At 71.0% G+C, this 15,410-nt stretch carries 13 protein-coding genes; 11 read left to right on the plus strand and 2 right to left on the minus strand.

From position 1 onward, the window contains the following. Nucleotides 1-6 precede the first annotated feature (6 nt). Complete coding sequence (locus J2847_RS25985; protein ID WP_209781687.1) at nucleotides 7-915, plus strand: TauD/TfdA dioxygenase family protein; 909 nt, start codon at nucleotides 7-9, stop codon at nucleotides 913-915. 112 nt (nucleotides 916-1,027) lie between these two features. Here the strand turns inward: J2847_RS25985 and J2847_RS25990 are convergent, their stop codons facing one another. Then, complete coding sequence (locus J2847_RS25990) at nucleotides 1,028-1,855, minus strand: creatininase family protein (protein ID WP_209781688.1); 828 nt, start codon at nucleotides 1,853-1,855, stop codon at nucleotides 1,028-1,030. A 221-nt stretch (nucleotides 1,856-2,076) separates the two neighbouring features. Here J2847_RS25990 and J2847_RS25995 point away from each other — a divergent pair, with 221 nt between their 5' ends. The 6 genes from J2847_RS25995 to J2847_RS26020 are packed head-to-tail and all read left to right on the plus strand — an operon-like array spanning nucleotide 2,077 to nucleotide 9,773. Next, entirely contained in the window at nucleotides 2,077-4,137 is a 2,061-nt protein-coding gene (locus tag J2847_RS25995) for a hydantoinase/oxoprolinase family protein (protein ID WP_209781689.1), read from the plus strand. 12 nt (nucleotides 4,138-4,149) lie between these two features. Then, entirely contained in the window at nucleotides 4,150-5,949 is a 1,800-nt protein-coding gene (locus tag J2847_RS26000) for a hydantoinase B/oxoprolinase family protein (protein ID WP_209781690.1), read from the plus strand. Continuing rightward, entirely contained in the window at nucleotides 5,946-7,004 is a 1,059-nt protein-coding gene (locus J2847_RS26005) for an ABC transporter substrate-binding protein (protein WP_209781691.1), read from the plus strand. The genes J2847_RS26000 and J2847_RS26005 overlap by 4 nt, the downstream gene beginning before the upstream one ends. 8 nt (nucleotides 7,005-7,012) lie before the next feature. Then, complete coding sequence (locus J2847_RS26010; RefSeq protein WP_233474791.1) at nucleotides 7,013-8,101, plus strand: ABC transporter ATP-binding protein; 1,089 nt, start codon at nucleotides 7,013-7,015, stop codon at nucleotides 8,099-8,101. Beyond that, nucleotides 8,098-8,967, plus strand: a complete 870-nt coding sequence (locus J2847_RS26015) for an ABC transporter permease (RefSeq protein ID WP_209781692.1) — start codon at nucleotides 8,098-8,100, stop codon at nucleotides 8,965-8,967. The genes J2847_RS26010 and J2847_RS26015 overlap by 4 nt, the downstream gene beginning before the upstream one ends. After that, nucleotides 8,967-9,773 carry an ABC transporter permease gene (locus J2847_RS26020; RefSeq protein WP_209781693.1) on the plus strand — a complete coding sequence of 269 codons (807 nt, stop codon included), beginning with the start codon at nucleotides 8,967-8,969 and terminating at the stop codon, nucleotides 9,771-9,773. The genes J2847_RS26015 and J2847_RS26020 overlap by 1 nt, the downstream gene beginning before the upstream one ends. 11 nt (nucleotides 9,774-9,784) lie before the next feature. On the opposite strand, the gene J2847_RS26025 is transcribed toward J2847_RS26020, so the two are convergent. Further along, nucleotides 9,785-10,609, minus strand: coding sequence for an IclR family transcriptional regulator (locus J2847_RS26025; RefSeq protein WP_209781694.1), 825 nt, complete (start codon nucleotides 10,607-10,609; stop codon nucleotides 9,785-9,787). A gap of 195 nt (nucleotides 10,610-10,804) precedes the next feature. Here J2847_RS26025 and J2847_RS26030 point away from each other — a divergent pair, with 195 nt between their 5' ends. The 4 genes from J2847_RS26030 (at nucleotide 10,805) to J2847_RS26045 (ending at nucleotide 15,241) form a co-directional block, all read left to right on the plus strand. Next, the gene (locus tag J2847_RS26030; protein WP_209781695.1) at nucleotides 10,805-11,578 is read left to right on the plus strand and encodes an ABC transporter ATP-binding protein; all 774 of its coding nucleotides are present in this window, start codon (nucleotides 10,805-10,807) and stop codon (nucleotides 11,576-11,578) included. Nucleotides 11,579-11,654: 76 nt separating this feature from the next. Continuing rightward, nucleotides 11,655-12,428 (plus strand): ABC transporter permease, encoded by a 774-nt coding sequence (locus tag J2847_RS26035; protein ID WP_233474792.1) that lies wholly within the window; start codon nucleotides 11,655-11,657, stop codon nucleotides 12,426-12,428. 68 nt (nucleotides 12,429-12,496) lie between these two features. Continuing rightward, nucleotides 12,497-13,510 carry an ABC transporter substrate-binding protein gene (locus J2847_RS26040; protein ID WP_209781697.1) on the plus strand — a complete coding sequence of 338 codons (1,014 nt, stop codon included), beginning with the start codon at nucleotides 12,497-12,499 and terminating at the stop codon, nucleotides 13,508-13,510. 453 nt (nucleotides 13,511-13,963) lie between these two features. Then, a complete protein-coding gene (locus J2847_RS26045; protein ID WP_209781698.1) occupies nucleotides 13,964-15,241 on the plus strand; it encodes an APC family permease in 1,278 nt (425 codons plus the stop codon). Nucleotides 15,242-15,410: the final 169 nt, after the last annotated feature.

Genomic DNA, 15,410 nt, shown 5'->3' on the forward strand with positions numbered 1-15,410 from the left:
GGGATCATGAGCTTCTACCGCGACTTCCACGACAAACGCGCCATCGCCGACTGGAACGGCCGCGAGCGCCCCGGCTACGAGACCATCGTGGTGCGCCCGCTGTCGCCCGCCCTGGGCGCCGAGGTGTCCGGCGTGGATCTGTCGAAGCCGCTGAGCGAAGCGCAGCTGGCCGACATCCTCAAGGCCATCGGCGACAATCTGGTGCTGGTGTTCCGTGACCAGGACATCACCGCCGAGGACCACAAGCGCTTCGCCCGTCACTTCGGCACGCTGCACCGCCATGTGCTGGGCGGCGCCCGGCAATTGTCGTCGACCGACCACGACCCCGAGATCCTGGCTTGGCGCACCGGCCCCGAGACCCGCTTTACCGCCGGCGACGCCTGGCACGCCGACGTGTCGTGCGATCCCGAACCCATCTGGGGTTCGTTCCTGCGCGTCACCCGGCAGCCCGGGATCGGCGGCGACACCGCCTTCGCCAACATGCACCTGGCCTACGAATCGCTGTCGGAGCCGCTGAAGACGCTGCTGGACGGCCTGACAGCCGTCCATGACGGGGGCAAGGCGTGGACGGCGGGCTACGGCGCCGCGCCCCAGCCCGGCCAGTCCTTCCCGGCCACCGAGCATCCGGTCGTGGCCCGCCACCATCTGACCGGGCGCAAGTACCTGTTCGTCAACGAGGCGTTCACCAGCCACATCGTCCAGCTGACGCGCGTCGAAAGCGACGCCATCCTGAGCCTGCTGTTCCGCCACATCGAACGGAACCCGGCGTTCCAGACCCGCATCCACTGGCAAGCCAATTCCCTGGTGTTCTGGGACAATTGGGCCACCCAGCACCACGCCATCTGGGACTACTACCCACAAGAGCGGTGGGGCGAACGCGCCTCGGCGTTCATCGGCTCGGCCCCGCGGGGCTGACCAGCGGTCCCCACGGTCCGCGCCGAACCCCTGCGCGGACCGTCAGCCTCTCCATCGACGCGCCTTCGGGCAGCCGTTCCAAAACACCGATGACGGATCCGGGCTGGAAAGGTCAGCCGACCCGCCTGGCGTAATGCAGCACGAAACGCGCCACCCGCTCCGTCAGCGCCTCGACGAGGGCCGCGCCGGTTTCGGGCGAACTCAGGCGGGCGTCGCCGTGCAGCACGCCGTTGGGCGTGATCTCGTCGACGGCGACCGGCATGGACACCTCCGCCCCCTCGAAGGTCACCGTGCCGAACCCGGCCATCGGCAGCCCCAGCACCTCGCCCGGCGGAATCGGTTCGGGCACCAGATCCGGGCGCATCAGGCCGGGAAACAGATGGTGGTAGACGCTGGTCAACGGATCGGCGCCATGCCCGGCGCTCCGCTTGGCCCGCTCCGGCCCGAGAATCTCGGACAGCAGCCCATAGCCGATCCGCCACAGGTACAGGCTGGGGATCAGCACCCGCCTTTGCCGGTAGACGCCGCGGGTCACGTCGTTGATCGGCTCGACGTTGCCGCCATGCCCGTTCAGCACGACGAGCCGGTCGATTCCCTGGTCGACGAGGCTGGCGAAGACGTCGCCGAGCACCGCCCGCATGGTGGTCTGGGAAAAGGCGATGCCGCCGACCGTGGTGGCGAAGAAGTTGCCGCCGCCAAACGGCAGGGTCGGGGCGACATAGGTCTCGACCCCGCGCGCGTTGGCCCTGGCCGCCACGAGGTCGGCGATTCCCCCGGCGGCGAGATGATCGCCCATCGGTGCGTGCGGCCCCTGGTCCTCGTGGCTGCCCATCGGCAGCAGCACCACGGGACGCCGGGCGAACACCTCGCGGGCTTCCTGCGCGGTCAGTTCGGCAAGCCTCGTCTTGGCCCGGCGATCGGGTGGGTGCGTGTCGGTCATCGGAAGTCCTTCGCGGCTCGTGTCATAAAATGATTATCATATTTGCATAGCGAATTTATGCCGAATGATCCAAGCATCGTCCCGGCCTGTCAACATTTTTTATGCAGCCGCAATGCTTGGCGCTTGACAGCGGACAAACGGCCCGTCAGGCTAATTTGCAGATATAAAATTCGCATAGCGAATATACAGACCCATACCAACCCGTGGAGACAGCCTTCGCCATGCACAGCCGCATTGGGTTCGACGTCGGCGGCACCTTCACCGATTTCGTGCTGCACGACGCCGCGACGCGGGAGATCCGCTGCTTCAAGCTGCCCTCGACGCCGCACGACCCGTCCGAGGCGATCGGCGCCGGCCTGTCCCAGATCCTCGCCCCGGCCGAGATCGGGGCGGGCGGGATCGAGCCATCCCGCATCGGCCGGATCGGCCACGGCACGACCGTCGCCACCAACCTCGTCATCGAGCGCAAGGGCGCCCGCACCGGGCTGCTGACGACCAGGGGGTTCCGCGACGTGCTGGAGATCGGCCGGCAGACCCGCCCGCATCTCTACGACGCCACGGTGCGGCGCCCGCCGCCCCTGGTGTCCAGGGCCAACCGCATCGAGATCGACGAGCGCGTGCTGGCCGACGGCACCGTGCTCATCCCGCTCGACCGGGCCGGGGTGGAACGCGCCGCCCGCCGGCTGGCGGCGGCGGGGGTCGAGGCGGTCGCCGTCTGCTTCCTGCACAGCTACCGCTTCCCCGGCCATGAGCGCGAGGCCCGCGACATCCTGCGGACGATCCTGCCCGACGCCTATGTCAGCCTGTCGTCGGACGTCCTGCCGGAGTTCCGCGAGTTCGAGCGCCTGTCCACGACCGTGCTCAACGCGGCGGTGGGGCCGCGCATGGGCGGCTATCTCGACCGTTTCCTGGCGGCTGTGCGCCGGCTGGGAATCGCCGCCGAACCGCACACCGTCCATTCCAACGGCGGGCTGATGTCGGCGGCGGCGGTGCGCGAGTTGCCGGTGCGCACCTGCCTGTCCGGGCCGGCGGCGGGAGTCGTCGGCAGCGCCGAGATCGGCCGGGCGGCCGGCTTCCCCGACCTGATCACCTTCGACGTCGGCGGCACCTCGACCGACGTGTCGCTGGTGGCGGACGGGCGGCCACTGTTCACCTCGGAACGGCTGATCGCCGGCTATCCCGTCAAGACGCCGATGGTGGACATCCACGTCATCGGCGCCGGCGGCGGCAGCATCGCCGCGCTCGACGAGGGCGGAGCCCTGAAGGTCGGGCCGCGCAGCGCCGGGGCCGTGCCCGGCCCGGCGGCCTACGGCAGGGGCGGCAGCGAGCCGACCATCACCGACGCCAACATCGCGCTCGGCCGTCTCGATCCCGCCGCGCTGCTGGGCGGCCAGCTCGCGGTGGACGCCGACGCCGCGCGCGACGCGCTGCGCCGCCGCGTCGCCGTCCCGCTCGGCCTGCCGCTCGAAGAGGCGGCGCACGGCATCATCCGCATCGCCAACGCCACGATGAGCCGGGCGATCCGCTCCATCTCCACCGAACGCGGTCACGACGCCCGTCGCTTCGCCCTGTTCGCCTATGGCGGCGCCGGACCGCTGCACGCGGGCGAGTTGGCGCAGGATTGCGGCATCCGCACCGTTCTCGTCCCTCAGGAGCCCGGTACCTTGTGCGCGCGCGGCATCCTGCTGTCGGACGTCAGCATGGATTTCGTCCGCAGCGTCATGGAGCTGACCGATCCGGCGGGCTGGCCGGGGATCGCGGCGGGCTTCGCGGCGCTTCGCCGCGACGCCGCCCTCTGGCTCGGCCGCGAAGGCATCGCGCCGGCCGAGCGGCGCTACCGGCACACCATCGACGCCCGCTTCCAGGGCCAGAACTTCGAAATCCCGGTGCCCATCGACGATCCTGAGGCAACCGGCCCCGACCCCTTCCTCGCGCGGTTCCGGACCATCCACCGTCAGACCCACGGCTACGACATCGCCGGCCGCGCGGTCGAGATCGTCAACCTGCGCGTCCAGGCCATCGGCCCGGTGGAGCGGATCGCCTGGACGCCGCCGCCGGCGGCGGGGAGCCCGGGCGACGCCCTCAAGGCGCATCGGCGGGTCTATTTCGGGGGCGGCGACGGCTGGCTCGACGTGCCGGTCTTCGACCGCGCGGGGCTGCCGGCAGGGACACGGATCGACGAGCCCTGCGTCGTCGAGGAGATGAGTTCGACCACCCTCGTGCTGCCGCGCCAAAGCCTGGGGATCGATCCCGCGGGCAACCTCGTCATCACCCTCGCCTGAGGCCCCGCGACCATGCCGCCCGCCGCCCTCGCCACCGCGCCCGTCGCCGACCCCATCGCTGCCGACCCCATCGCCATGGAGATCTTCTCCAACCGGCTGCTCGCCATCGTCGACGAGATGGGCCACACGCTGATCCGCTCCTCCTTCTCGACCAACATCAAGGAGCGCAAGGACTGCTCGGTGGCGATGTTCGACGCCGCCGGGCGGCTGATCGCCCAGGCGTCGCACGTCCCGCTGCATCTGGGATCCTTGACCGGCAGCGTGCGGGCGGTGCTGGCCAGCCGGACGCCGGAGGCGATGGAGCCGGGCGACGCCTTCATCTGCAACGACAGCTACCTCGCCGGCGGCACGCACGCGCCCGACATCAGCATCGTCACCCCGGTCTTCGTCGATGGCCGGGTCGCCTTCTTCGCCGCCAATTGCGGCCATCATTCCGACGTCGGCGGCAGCGTGCCGGGCTCGACCTCGCACACCGCGCGCAGCGTGTTCGAGGAGGGCATCCGCCTGCCGGTGCTGCGCATCCTGCGCGGCGGCGAGCTGGACACCGACCTGCTGGAGATGATCGCCCACAACACCCGCGACTTCGAGGAACGGATCCTCGACCTCAAGGTCCAGATCGCCACCAACCAGCGCGGCGGCGCCCTGATGGCGGATCTGGTGGCGCGGATGGGCCACGCCGAGGTGACCCGCGCGATCGACGATCTGCTCGCCTACACCGCGCGCCGGCTGCGCCGGAGGATCGTCGAGACCGGTGACAACCAGGGAAGCTTCACCACCTATCTCGACGACGACGGTTATGGCGGCGACCCGGTGCCGGTGCGGGCGACCGTCACCCTGCGCGGCGACCGGCTGAGCGTCGATTTCACCGGGTCGGGGCCGCAGTCGCGCGGCAGCTTCAACATGCCCCGCAACGCACTGGAGGCCAGCGTCTACTACGCGGTCAAGGCGATGCTCGACCCCGACCTGATGCCCAACCAGGGCATGGTCGAGGCGATCACCATCCACGCCCCGGAAGGGACCATCGTCAACCCGCGCTTTCCCGGCGCGGTGGGATCGCGCGCCAACACCGCCCAGCGCGTCGCCGGGGCGGTGATCGGCGCCTTCTGCCGGTTCCTGCCGGTCGAACGGCGGGTGGCGTCGGGCAACGACGTGATGTCGACCGTCGTGTTCTCCGGCCCGGCCAACCGCGGCGGGCGGACCTTCGTCTATGTCGAGACGATCGGCGGCGGCGCCGGGGCGCAATGGGACGGCGACGGCACCGACGGCGTGCACGTCCACGTCACCAACACCTCGAACCTGCCGGCCGAAGCGCTGGAGAAGGAATACCCGCTGCTGGTGGAGGAATACGCCCTGGTGACCGACAGCGGCGGGGCCGGGGAGTTCCGGGGCGGCATGGGAATCGCGCGGCAGATCCGCTCGCTCGACGACCGGATCGTCTGCCACGCGCGCCTGGACGGGGCGCGGCGGGGCGCCGCCGGCATCGAATCGGCCAAGCCCGGCGGGCGGAGCCGCGTCGTCCTCGACAAGGGGCGGCCGCAGGAAACGCAGGCCGCCTCCAAGATCGTCAATCTCGCCCTGGCCGCCGGACGCTCGATCCGCGTCGAGACGCCGGGGGCGGGCGGCTTCGGCCCGCCCGAACGGCGCCCCCCGGCGCGCATCGCCGGCGACCTCGCGGAGGGCAAGGTGACGCGGGCCGCCGCCGAGGCCGATTACGGCGCCGCCGCGGTCGCGGCCGCCGCCTCCCTGGTCGCCGCCTCCCTGGTCGCCGCCTCCCTGGTCGCCGCCTCCCTGGTCGAAGGAACCCCACGATGACGATCACACGCCGCGCCCTGGCGCGCGGGGCCGCCGGCCTCGCGCTGAGCGCCCCCTTCATCGCCCGCGCCCGCGCGCCGGACACCACCCTCACCCTGGCGTCGTTCAGCGGCGTGTTCCAGGAAAACTACCACGCCGCCGTCGTCGAACCCTTCATGGCGGCGCATCCCGGCATCCGGGTGAGCTACGCCGGGATGCGGAACTCGGCCGAGATGCTCGGCACCCTGCGCGCCCAGCGCAACGCGCCCCAGCTCGACGTCGTCCTGCTCGACATGACCTCGGCCAGGGTGGCCAGCGGCGAGTCCCTGTTCGAGCCGATCGCGCGGGAGTCGCTGCCGGTCCTCGACGAGTTGGATCCGCGCGCCTTCCTGCCCGGCGTCGCCGGACCGGCGGTCACCGCCGACCATCTGGTGCTGATCTACGCGCCGGACCGCGTGAGCCCGGCGCCGACCTCCTGGCGCGAGCTGTGGAAGCCGGAGCACAGGCGCAAGGTCGCCTTCGCCGGCGTGCCCGATCTGGGCGGCGTCGCCCTGGTGCTGATCGCCAACCGGCTGGCCGGCACCGACGATTACCTGGGCGGCGTCGACCGGGGCATCGCCCTGCTGGGCGACCTCGCCCCGAACGTCCTGTCCTTCGACCCCAAGCCCGACGCCTATGCCTTCATCGTCAACGGCACCTCCGCGCTGGGCTACGGGTGGAACGGGCGGGCCCAGCTCTACGCCCGGCAATCGCCGGGCCGCATCGCCGCGACGGTTCCCGCCGAGGGGTCGGTGATGCTGCTGAACACCATCAACCTCGTCCGCGATGCGCCTCAGCGGGAGGCCGCGCGGCTGTTCATCGCCTACGCGCTGGGCGCCGCGGCGCAGAGCGCGGTCGCCGACCGCATGTTCTACGCGCCGATGAACCGCCGGGCGGTGGTCGGCCCCGACGCGCAAAGCCGGATCGTCCGCCCCGACCAGACGGCGTCCTGGCTGCCGGTGAACTGGCTCGACATCGCCCCGCTGCGCGACCGGATCAACGATTCCTGGCGCCGCAACGTCGTGACGCGCGGGTGACGCCGCCCATGCCGCCGATGCCCGAAACCCTGACGCTGGACCGGCTGGAAAAGCGCTTCGGCACGGCTCCGCCGGCGGTGGCGGCGCTGTCGCTGACGGTCGGCGCCGGCGAGATGCTGGGCCTGCTGGGGCCGTCCGGCTGCGGCAAGACGACGGTCCTGCGGATGATCGCCGGGCTGGCGGCGGCCACGTCGGGCCGCATCCTGGTCGGTGGCCGCGACATCACCCGGCAGCCCGCCCACGGGCGCGGCATGGGCCTCGTGTTCCAGAACTACGCGCTGTTCCCGCACATGAGCGCCGCCGCCAACATCGCCTTCGGCTTGCAGATGCGCCGGCTTTCCGCCAGGGACATCCGCGACCGCACCCGCCGCGCGCTCGATCTGGTCCGCCTGGGCCCTCTGGCCGAGCGCCGGCCCAAGCAGCTGTCGGGCGGCCAGCAGCAGCGCGTCGCCCTGGCCCGCGCGCTGGTGATCGAGCCAAACGTCCTGCTGCTGGACGAGCCGCTGTCCAACCTCGACGCCACCTTGCGCGCCGACATGCTGGCGGAGATCCGCGACCTCCAGCGGCGCCTCGGCATCACGGCGGTGTTCGTCACCCACGACCAGTCGGAAGCGCTGGCCGTCTGCGACCGGATCGCCGTCCTGCGCGGCGGCCGGCTGGAGCAGGTCGGCACGCCGCGGGAGATTCACGACCGCCCGGCGAGCCGCTTCGTCGCCGGCTTCGTCGGGCGGGTCAACCAGTTGCCCGCCCACCGGGCCGCCGACGGGTCCTTGAGCGTCCACGGCCATGCCCTGCCGGGGGATTCCGCCGACGGCCGGGCCGGAACGGTCCAGTTGCTGGTGCGCCCGCACCACATCCGCCTCGACGCCCCGGCGACGGCCGTTCCCGACGGCGACCGGTTGCGGGTCGGCGGCGTTCTCCGCGACCGGATCTTTCTCGGCGACCGCACCACGCTGACGGTCATGGTCGGTCCCACCCCGGTCAGCGTCGAATGGCAGGGAAGCGACCCGCCCGCCGCCCTCGCCCCCGGCGATCCGGTGGCGCTGTCCTGGCGCCGGACCGACATGTCGGTCTTTCCGGAGGACGACCCGCCATGAACGCCGACGAAGCGGCGGAAGCCCTGCCAAGGCTCGCGCTGGCCTCCCTGATCCTGCCGGCGCTGGCCGTGACCCTGCTGACCTTCCTGTGGCCGCTGCTGCGGCTGGCCGGCTACGCCTTTCACGAAGGCGCACCCGGCGGCGCCATCGGCGCGGACTGGACGCTCGTCACCTGGGCGAAGGTCCTGGGCGACGGCTGGCATCACCGCCTCGTCCTGAATTCGCTCGCGCTGGCAGCGACGGTCACCGCGCTGACCCTGGCCGCCGCCTATCCGTTGGCGCTTGCCGTGCATCGCAGCCCACCCCGCTGGCGCAACACGCTGGTGATCGTCTTCGTGTCGCCGCTGCTGCTGTCCGCCGTGGTCCGCAGCTATGGCTGGCTGCCGATCCTCGGCGACCAGGGAGTCGTTCCCGGCCTTCTGCGGAGCGCCGGCATCGAGCCGCCGCCGCTGCTGTTCAACGGGACCGGGGTGGTGGTGGGGCTCGTCGAAATCCTGATGCCCTATGCGATCCTGTCGCTGCTGGCGGGCTTCGGCCGCGTCGCCGGCGATCTGGAGGATGCTGCCGCCAGCCTGGGCGCGCCGCCCTTCACGGTGTTCCGCCGCGTCATCCTGCCCTTGAGCGCGCCCGGCATCCTGCTCGGCGGACTGCTGACCTTCGTGCTGACGGTCGGCAGCTTCGTGACGCCGAAGCTGCTGGGCGGCGGGCGGGTCCCGTTGATCGCCACTGAAATCCACGACCAGGCCATCGTCACGCTCGACTGGCCGGTGGCGGCGGTCCTGTCGCTGGTCACGCTGCTGCTGTTCGGAGTCCTGCTCGGCGCCTACGGCCGCGTGATCCGCCGCGTCGAGGAGGCGATCGGCTGATGCCGTACCCCACGACACACTGGGCCGGACGGCTGGGCTTCGGGCTGCTGGTGGCGGTGCTGGCGGCCTATCTGCTGGCTCCGGTCATCCTGGTCTTCCCCATGTCCCTCTCGGCCGACACCGCTCTGTCCTGGCCGCCGTCAGGATGGAGTCTGCGCTGGTACGCCGCGCTGGCGTCGGACCGGGGCATGGTCGAGGCCTTGCGCAACAGCCTTCTGCTCGGCGCCGTGGTGACGGCCGTCTGCCTGCTGATCGCCGTTCCCGCCGCCGTCGCGCTGGTCCGGGGCCGGCTGGCGCCGCTGGCCCTTCTGCTGACCCTGCCGCTTCTGCTGCCCTCCATCGTTCTCGGGCTGGGCCTGCTGATCGTCTTCGTCCGGTTCGGGCTGGTCGGGAGCTGGCCGGGGCTGGTGGCGGCGCATCTGCTGGTCACCCTGCCCTACGCGCTGCGGGTCCTGGAAACGGCGCTGCGTGCGCTGCCGCCCGGTGTCGAGGAGGCTGCCGCCAGTCTGGGCGCCCGGCCGCTGGCGGTGACGCTGCGGGTCACCCTTCCTCTGGCGGCGCCCGGCATCGCGGCGGCGGCGATCCTGGTGTTCCTGGTCTCCTTCGACGAGGTGGTGATCACGCTGTTCGTCGCCGGACCACACCTGACCACCCTGCCGGTGGCGCTCTACCACCATGTCGAGAGCCGGACCGACCCGCTGGCCGCCGCCGTTTCCGCCCTTCTCGTCCTCGTCACCCTGGTGTCGGTCCTTGCGCTGGAACGCCTGGTCGGGCTGCGCCGCGCGGTCGGCGGCGGCGGGTCATGACGGCGCGCCGCTCAGCTCCGGCGCGCGGTCCCTTGGGCGGCCATGGCGTTCAGGTCGCCGATCAGGAGCGACAGCTCGCCGGCGATCTCGCGCAGCATGGGGCCGGCCTCGGCGCGGATCCTGGCCTCGGTGAAGTCGGTCGCCGCCCCCGAGCAGCCGAGCAGGTAGACGTCACGCGATTGGCGCACGCTCAGCGGCAGCGCCACGCCGTTGATGATCTTCTGCGACTTGCCGCAATTCACAACGAAGCCGTCGCGCGCGTAATCCGCCATGGCGCGCTCGATGTCGGCAAGCAGTTCGGCGCCGCCCTCCTGCGCCTCGACCTTCAGATCCGCCAGCAACCGCCGCCGCTCCTGCGACGGCAAGCCGGCGAGATAGCCCCAGCCGATCGCCGAGCGCGACAGCGAGACCGTGGACCCGGCCGACAGGTTCAGCGTCAGCATGGTGTCGGCCTGCCAGCGCTGGAGCAGCAGGATCGCGTCGCGTTCCCGGATGGCGATCGAGGCGGCGCCGCCGAACCGTTCGGCGATCCGCTGCAGATAGGGGTTGACCGCGTCGGCGAAACCCGCCCGGCTGACCGCCGAATAACCCAGCATGAGGACCGCCGGACCGACCGACAGCTTCTTGCTCGCCGGGTTGGACACCAGATAGCCGCACTCGATCAGCGTGTAGCACAGGCGCCAGACGCTGGGCTGCGGCAGGCCGGTCAACTGGGCGATCTCGACCGTGGTCAACTCGCGCCGGTTCAGCGAGAAGCAGCGCAGGATCTCCAGCCCGCGCGACAGCGCGGTGACGAACTGGCGGTCCTTCGGCTCGTCGTCGGTAGTCTTCGGCATGTGTCCTCCCCTCGGCCCTTCTGTTTGGCCGATGACTACAGTTCAAATTCGTTATTTGCAATGCAAATATCGTGGGGTATCCTTCATCGCTGCCATCGCCGCGCGGCGCGGGCCGCCCGCCCGTTCTCCCCGCGCGTCCCCGTCTTCCGACCGATAAGGGGGCGGGGGCGATGGAATCCTGAGGTTCGTCGCATCATGGATCTCCTCGCCCAAGCCATCGGGCATTCCTTCGACGGCCTGACCGTGCTCGCCGATGTGTCGCTCGCCATCCGCTCCCGCGAGGTCGTCGCCATCGTCGGGCCGTCGGGCTGCGGCAAGAGCACGCTGCTGTCGATCCTCGGCGGGCTGGTGGTGCCGGCCTCCGGCCAAGTGCTGATCCGGGGCCGCGAGCCGCCGGGTTGCATCAGTCCGATCGCCGCCGTCTTCCAGGATTTCGCCCTGTTGCCCTGGCGGTCGGTCGAGGACAACATCCGGTTCGTGCTGGACCACCGCCCGGTCGGCCCGGCCGAAAAGCGCGGCATCGTCGCCGACGCGCTGCGCCGGACCGGGCTTTCCGAGTTCGCCGCCGCCTACCCGCGCCAGCTTTCCGGCGGCATGAAGCAGCGGGTCGGCATCGCCCGCGCGCTGGCGGTGCGGCCGGCGATCCTGCTGATGGACGAGCCGCTGTCGGCGCTGGATTCACAGACCCGCGCGGTCCTGATCGAGGATCTGACCCGGCTCCTCGACGCCGAGCGGGTCGGCGTCGCCTATGTCACCCACACCCTCGACGAGGCCGTCCGGCTGGCCGACCGCGTCGTGGTGCTGTCCGCGCGGCCCGGCCGGATTCAGGACGTCGCCGACGTCGGCATCCCGCGGAGCGAGCGCGCGCGGCCCTCCGCCCAAAAGGAGCTGGCAGCCCTCCAGGCGCGGCTCTGGGCGTCCATCCGCGATGGCGCCATCGCCGCCGAACGCGAGGTCGCCCGTGCTTGACCGGCCGCCGCCCCCATCGGAAAAGGCCGCTTTGCAGGGTGCCGGGCCAGAGAAAGCCGGCCAACCGGCCCGGCCCATGCCGTTCCGGGGCCGCGGATTCGCGCCGGCCGCGACGGCACCGCCGGCGATTCTCGCCTTCGCGACACTGATAACCGTCTGGCAGGCCGTGGGAACGGCGGAGTGGGTCAACCCGCTGTTCCTGCCGAGCCCGGCCGCCATCGCCAGGGCGCTGTGGACGCTGGCGGCCTCGGGCGAATTGTGGACCCACCTGACGCGGTCGGCCCTGCGGGTCGGCGGCGGCTGGATCGCCGGCACCGCCGGCGGTCTGGTCGTCGGCTGCGCGGTCGGCCTGTTCTCCCTGACACGGTCGGTCGGGCTGTCGCTGGTCTCGGCCTTCTACCCCATCCCGAAGATCGCGCTGCTGCCGCTGCTCATCCTCTGGCTCGGGATCGGCGAGACGCCGAAGGTGGCGACCATCGCGCTGGGGGTGTTCTTCCCCACCGTCATCGCAGTGTGCGGCGGCGTCGACCAGGTCCCGCGCAACCTGATCCGCATGGCGCAGAGTTTCGACGTGCCGTTTTCCACCATCCTCCGGCGCGTGATCCTGCCGAGCGCCCTGCCGGCCATCCTGTCGGGCTTCCGCATCTCCAGCTCGACGGCGCTGCTGCTGGTCGTGTCGTCGGAAATGATCGGCGCCGACAGCGGGATCGGTGCCTTCATCACCCAGGCCGGCAACCTCATGAAGACCGCCGACCTGCTCGCCGGGGTGGTCGTCCTCTCCATCCTCGGGCTCGTGGTGGCCCGGACCATCTCATGGCTGGAAAGGCGCGCGCTGCGATGGCGCGCCTGAGCCCTATCTCCGAGCCCGATCCGCCGCACGCGCCGTGCAACCGCCTTTCAAACGGGGAGTTCCCAATCATGGTGACACGTCGTCTCCTTCTCGGCGGGGCCGCCGCCACCATCGCCGGCGCGTCGTGGCCGGTCCGCTCCGCCACCGGCATGCTCCGCCGGCTGCGCATCGGAACGCTTCGACCGGTGTCGTCGGCGCCGCTGTTCCTCGGGCATGAACTTGGCTATTTCGCCGATCTCGGCTTCGAGTCCGAACTGGTCTTCTTCGACGCCGCCCAGCCGATCGCCGTCGCCGCCGCGTCGGGCGACATCGACCTCGGCTGCTGCGCCTTCACCGGCGGGCTGTTCAATCTGGCGGGAAACCGCGCGTTGACGGTGGTGGCCGGCGGCAGCCCGGAAGCGCCCGGCTATCCGCTCGTCGGCTATCTCGCCGGCCGCCCGGCCCACGAGGCGGGGCTGAAAACCCTGCGGGATTTCCCCGGAAGGACGGTGGGGATCACCCAGATCGGCTCCAGCTACCATTATTCGATGCATCTGCTGGCGCGCAAACACGGATTCGATCTGGCGCAGGTCCGCCTGCAGCCGCTCCAGAGCCTGTCCAACATGGCGGCGGCGCTGACCGGCGGCCGGATCGACGCCACGCTGCTGCCGACCACCCTGGTGCCCGATCTCCTGCAATCGGGCGCTGCCCGGCTGCTCGGCTGGGTCGGCGATGAGACGCCCTGGCAGATGTGCGGCGTGTTCGTCTCGGCCAAGGCGGCGGCGGACCGGGAAAACGTCGGCCGCATCCTGCACGCCTATCGCCGGGGGTGCGAAACCTACGCCGCCTCCCTCCTGGCCAAGCGGGTGGACGGGATCGTCCCGCTCGACGCCGAAACCCGTCCCCTGCTCGACCTCCTCGCGAAGCACGCGCGGCTTCCGCCCGAACAACTCGCCAAGACCCTGCCGTTCATCCGGGCGGACGGCCGGTTGGCGCTCGACAGCGTCCAGGACCAGATCGACTGGATGGCGGGCAGCGGTCTTGTCACTGAACGCTTCGCGGTTCGGGACATCGTCGACACCGGCTATGGCTACATCGTCTGACGCAACCACCCGCTCGTCTTGTGGATCGCGTCCCGGTGAGTGGTGTCTGAGGGAGCCTCTGTGCTCTTCGGCGAGTTGAAGGCGCCGGCCTACTCCGCGGCAATGGGTAGCGGATCAGCGGCCTGAGGGGGGCTGTGAATCGGCTCGGAAGCGGGACCCCTATCAGAAGCAATGTAGCCCTTTGTAAATGAATGAGTTTTGGTCACCAATGTGGGGTCCCGATCGGCGCCGATCGGGATCCCACCTCAGCAGAGTTTTTCTCAACCACTTCAAATGATTGTGGTGCGTCGGCTTGGGGTTCCCGTTGACTGCTGGTTCACAGCTATTGCGGCAAGGTGCTGAGTTCCGAGGCGATCGTCGCCGCGCTGGACAGCGGACGGCCCATTGAATTCCCGGTCATCTACACGCCGTAACCGGACCACCTCCCCACCCCTTGACCGAGGACGACGCCCTATGGCCGACACCCCGACCCTGAAGCCGACGCTGGGACTGTTCAGCGCCGTGATGCTGGCGCTGAGCGTCGTCGTCGGCGCCGGCATGCTGATGCTGCCCGGCCTCGTGTTTCGCAGCGCCGGACCGGACGCCTACTGGAGCTGGATCGGTGATTCGCTGATGTCGCTGCCGCTGCTGTGGGTGTTCGTCCGGCTCGGCCGCGCCCACCCCTCGGCCGGCGGGGTGTCCCATTTCGTTCGGGTCGCCTGGCCGCGGGCGCAGGCCGGGGTCGCCTTCGTGCTGCTCGGCGCCTTCGGGCTCGGCATTCCCTCCATCGCCCTGACCGGCGGCTATTACGTCGCCGAGGGGCTGGCGCTCCCCGGCGGCACGGCGACCGCCGGTCTGGTCGCCGCCGCCCTGCTGGTGGGAGCGGCGGCGATCGTCCGGCACGGGGCGACGCTGGCGAGCCGCTGGCAGAACGCGGTGATGGTCGCGCTGCTGCTGATCCTCGTGGTTCTGGCCGGCAGCACGCTGCCACGCTGGGGCCGCGAGTTCCACTGGCCCGACGCCGCCGCGCTGCCCGCGGTCTGGCAGGGCATGGCGCTGGCCTTCTTCAGCTACACCGGCTGGGAGCTGTTCGCCGCCCTGTCGGAGGAGATGAGAAACCCGCGCCGCGACTTCCCGCTGGCGGTGGTGATCAGCTTCGTCGCCGTCTCCCTGCTCTACCTCGGCGCCGCCCTGGCGGTGCAGAGCACGGTGGCGGTCGACGACCCCCGGCTGATCCGCGCGCCCTTCCTGCCGGTGGTCGAGGCACTGGTCGGCGGGGCTTCCGGCCGGGCTGCGCTCGGCGGGCTGGTCGCCCTCATCATCGTCGCCAACCTGGTCGGCGCCGTCTGGGCGGCGTCGCGCCTCGTCTTCGACATGGGGCGCAACGGTTTCCTGCCTGCAGCGCTCGACGCCGGCCGGCTCGACGCGGGCGGCACGCCGGCACGGGCGCTGGCCACGGTCCTCGCCGGATTCCTGGCGGTGATCGGTTTTCACCTGATCGGCGGCGTGCCGCTCGACGCACTGCTGACGCTGGCCGGGCAGAACTTCTTCCTGCTCTACCTCGCCTGCGTCGCGGTGTTCGTGAAGATCGTGCCGGATCGCCGCGAGCGCGCCTTTGCCCTGCTCGCCCTGGTCGGGCTGCTGGCCTTCGCTGGGGCGTTCGGCTGGAGCCTGCTCTACCCGCTGGCGCTGTTCGCCCTCCCCTACGCCGCCCGCCAGGGCAGGGTCGTCCATTTCGGCCGCGCGGGATGATCAGCCCCTCCGCGCCCGCTGTCGCATGCGGAGCGCCGAGGGGACAGCGAGAGCGCGGCAGGGATCGAAGCCGGAGGCCGAGACTCCGCAGGAGGCTCGGTTCACGAGAGCCCGGTGCACGGGCCATGCCCGTGCAGCCGCCCCCATTTCGGCAGCAATGCGCCGATAG

The sequence above is a fragment of the Azospirillum agricola genome (genome assembly GCF_017876095.1).
Lineage (GTDB): Bacteria > Pseudomonadota > Alphaproteobacteria > Azospirillales > Azospirillaceae > Azospirillum > Azospirillum agricola.

Coding starts and splice junctions, on each gene's coding strand:
- J2847_RS25985 (WP_209781687.1), top strand. CDS start 7: ATGAGCTTCTACCGCGACTTCCACGACAAACGCGCCATCGCCGACTGG.
- J2847_RS25990 (WP_209781688.1), bottom strand. CDS start 1,855: ATGACCGACACGCACCCACCCGATCGCCGGGCCAAGACGAGGCTTGCC.
- J2847_RS25995 (WP_209781689.1), top strand. CDS start 2,077: ATGCACAGCCGCATTGGGTTCGACGTCGGCGGCACCTTCACCGATTTC.
- J2847_RS26000 (WP_209781690.1), top strand. CDS start 4,150: ATGCCGCCCGCCGCCCTCGCCACCGCGCCCGTCGCCGACCCCATCGCT.
- J2847_RS26005 (WP_209781691.1), top strand. CDS start 5,946: ATGACGATCACACGCCGCGCCCTGGCGCGCGGGGCCGCCGGCCTCGCG.
- J2847_RS26010 (WP_233474791.1), top strand. CDS start 7,013: ATGCCGCCGATGCCCGAAACCCTGACGCTGGACCGGCTGGAAAAGCGC.
- J2847_RS26015 (WP_209781692.1), top strand. CDS start 8,098: ATGAACGCCGACGAAGCGGCGGAAGCCCTGCCAAGGCTCGCGCTGGCC.
- J2847_RS26020 (WP_209781693.1), top strand. CDS start 8,967: ATGCCGTACCCCACGACACACTGGGCCGGACGGCTGGGCTTCGGGCTG.
- J2847_RS26025 (WP_209781694.1), bottom strand. CDS start 10,609: ATGCCGAAGACTACCGACGACGAGCCGAAGGACCGCCAGTTCGTCACC.
- J2847_RS26030 (WP_209781695.1), top strand. CDS start 10,805: ATGGATCTCCTCGCCCAAGCCATCGGGCATTCCTTCGACGGCCTGACC.
- J2847_RS26035 (WP_233474792.1), top strand. CDS start 11,655: ATGCCGTTCCGGGGCCGCGGATTCGCGCCGGCCGCGACGGCACCGCCG.
- J2847_RS26040 (WP_209781697.1), top strand. CDS start 12,497: ATGGTGACACGTCGTCTCCTTCTCGGCGGGGCCGCCGCCACCATCGCC.
- J2847_RS26045 (WP_209781698.1), top strand. CDS start 13,964: ATGGCCGACACCCCGACCCTGAAGCCGACGCTGGGACTGTTCAGCGCC.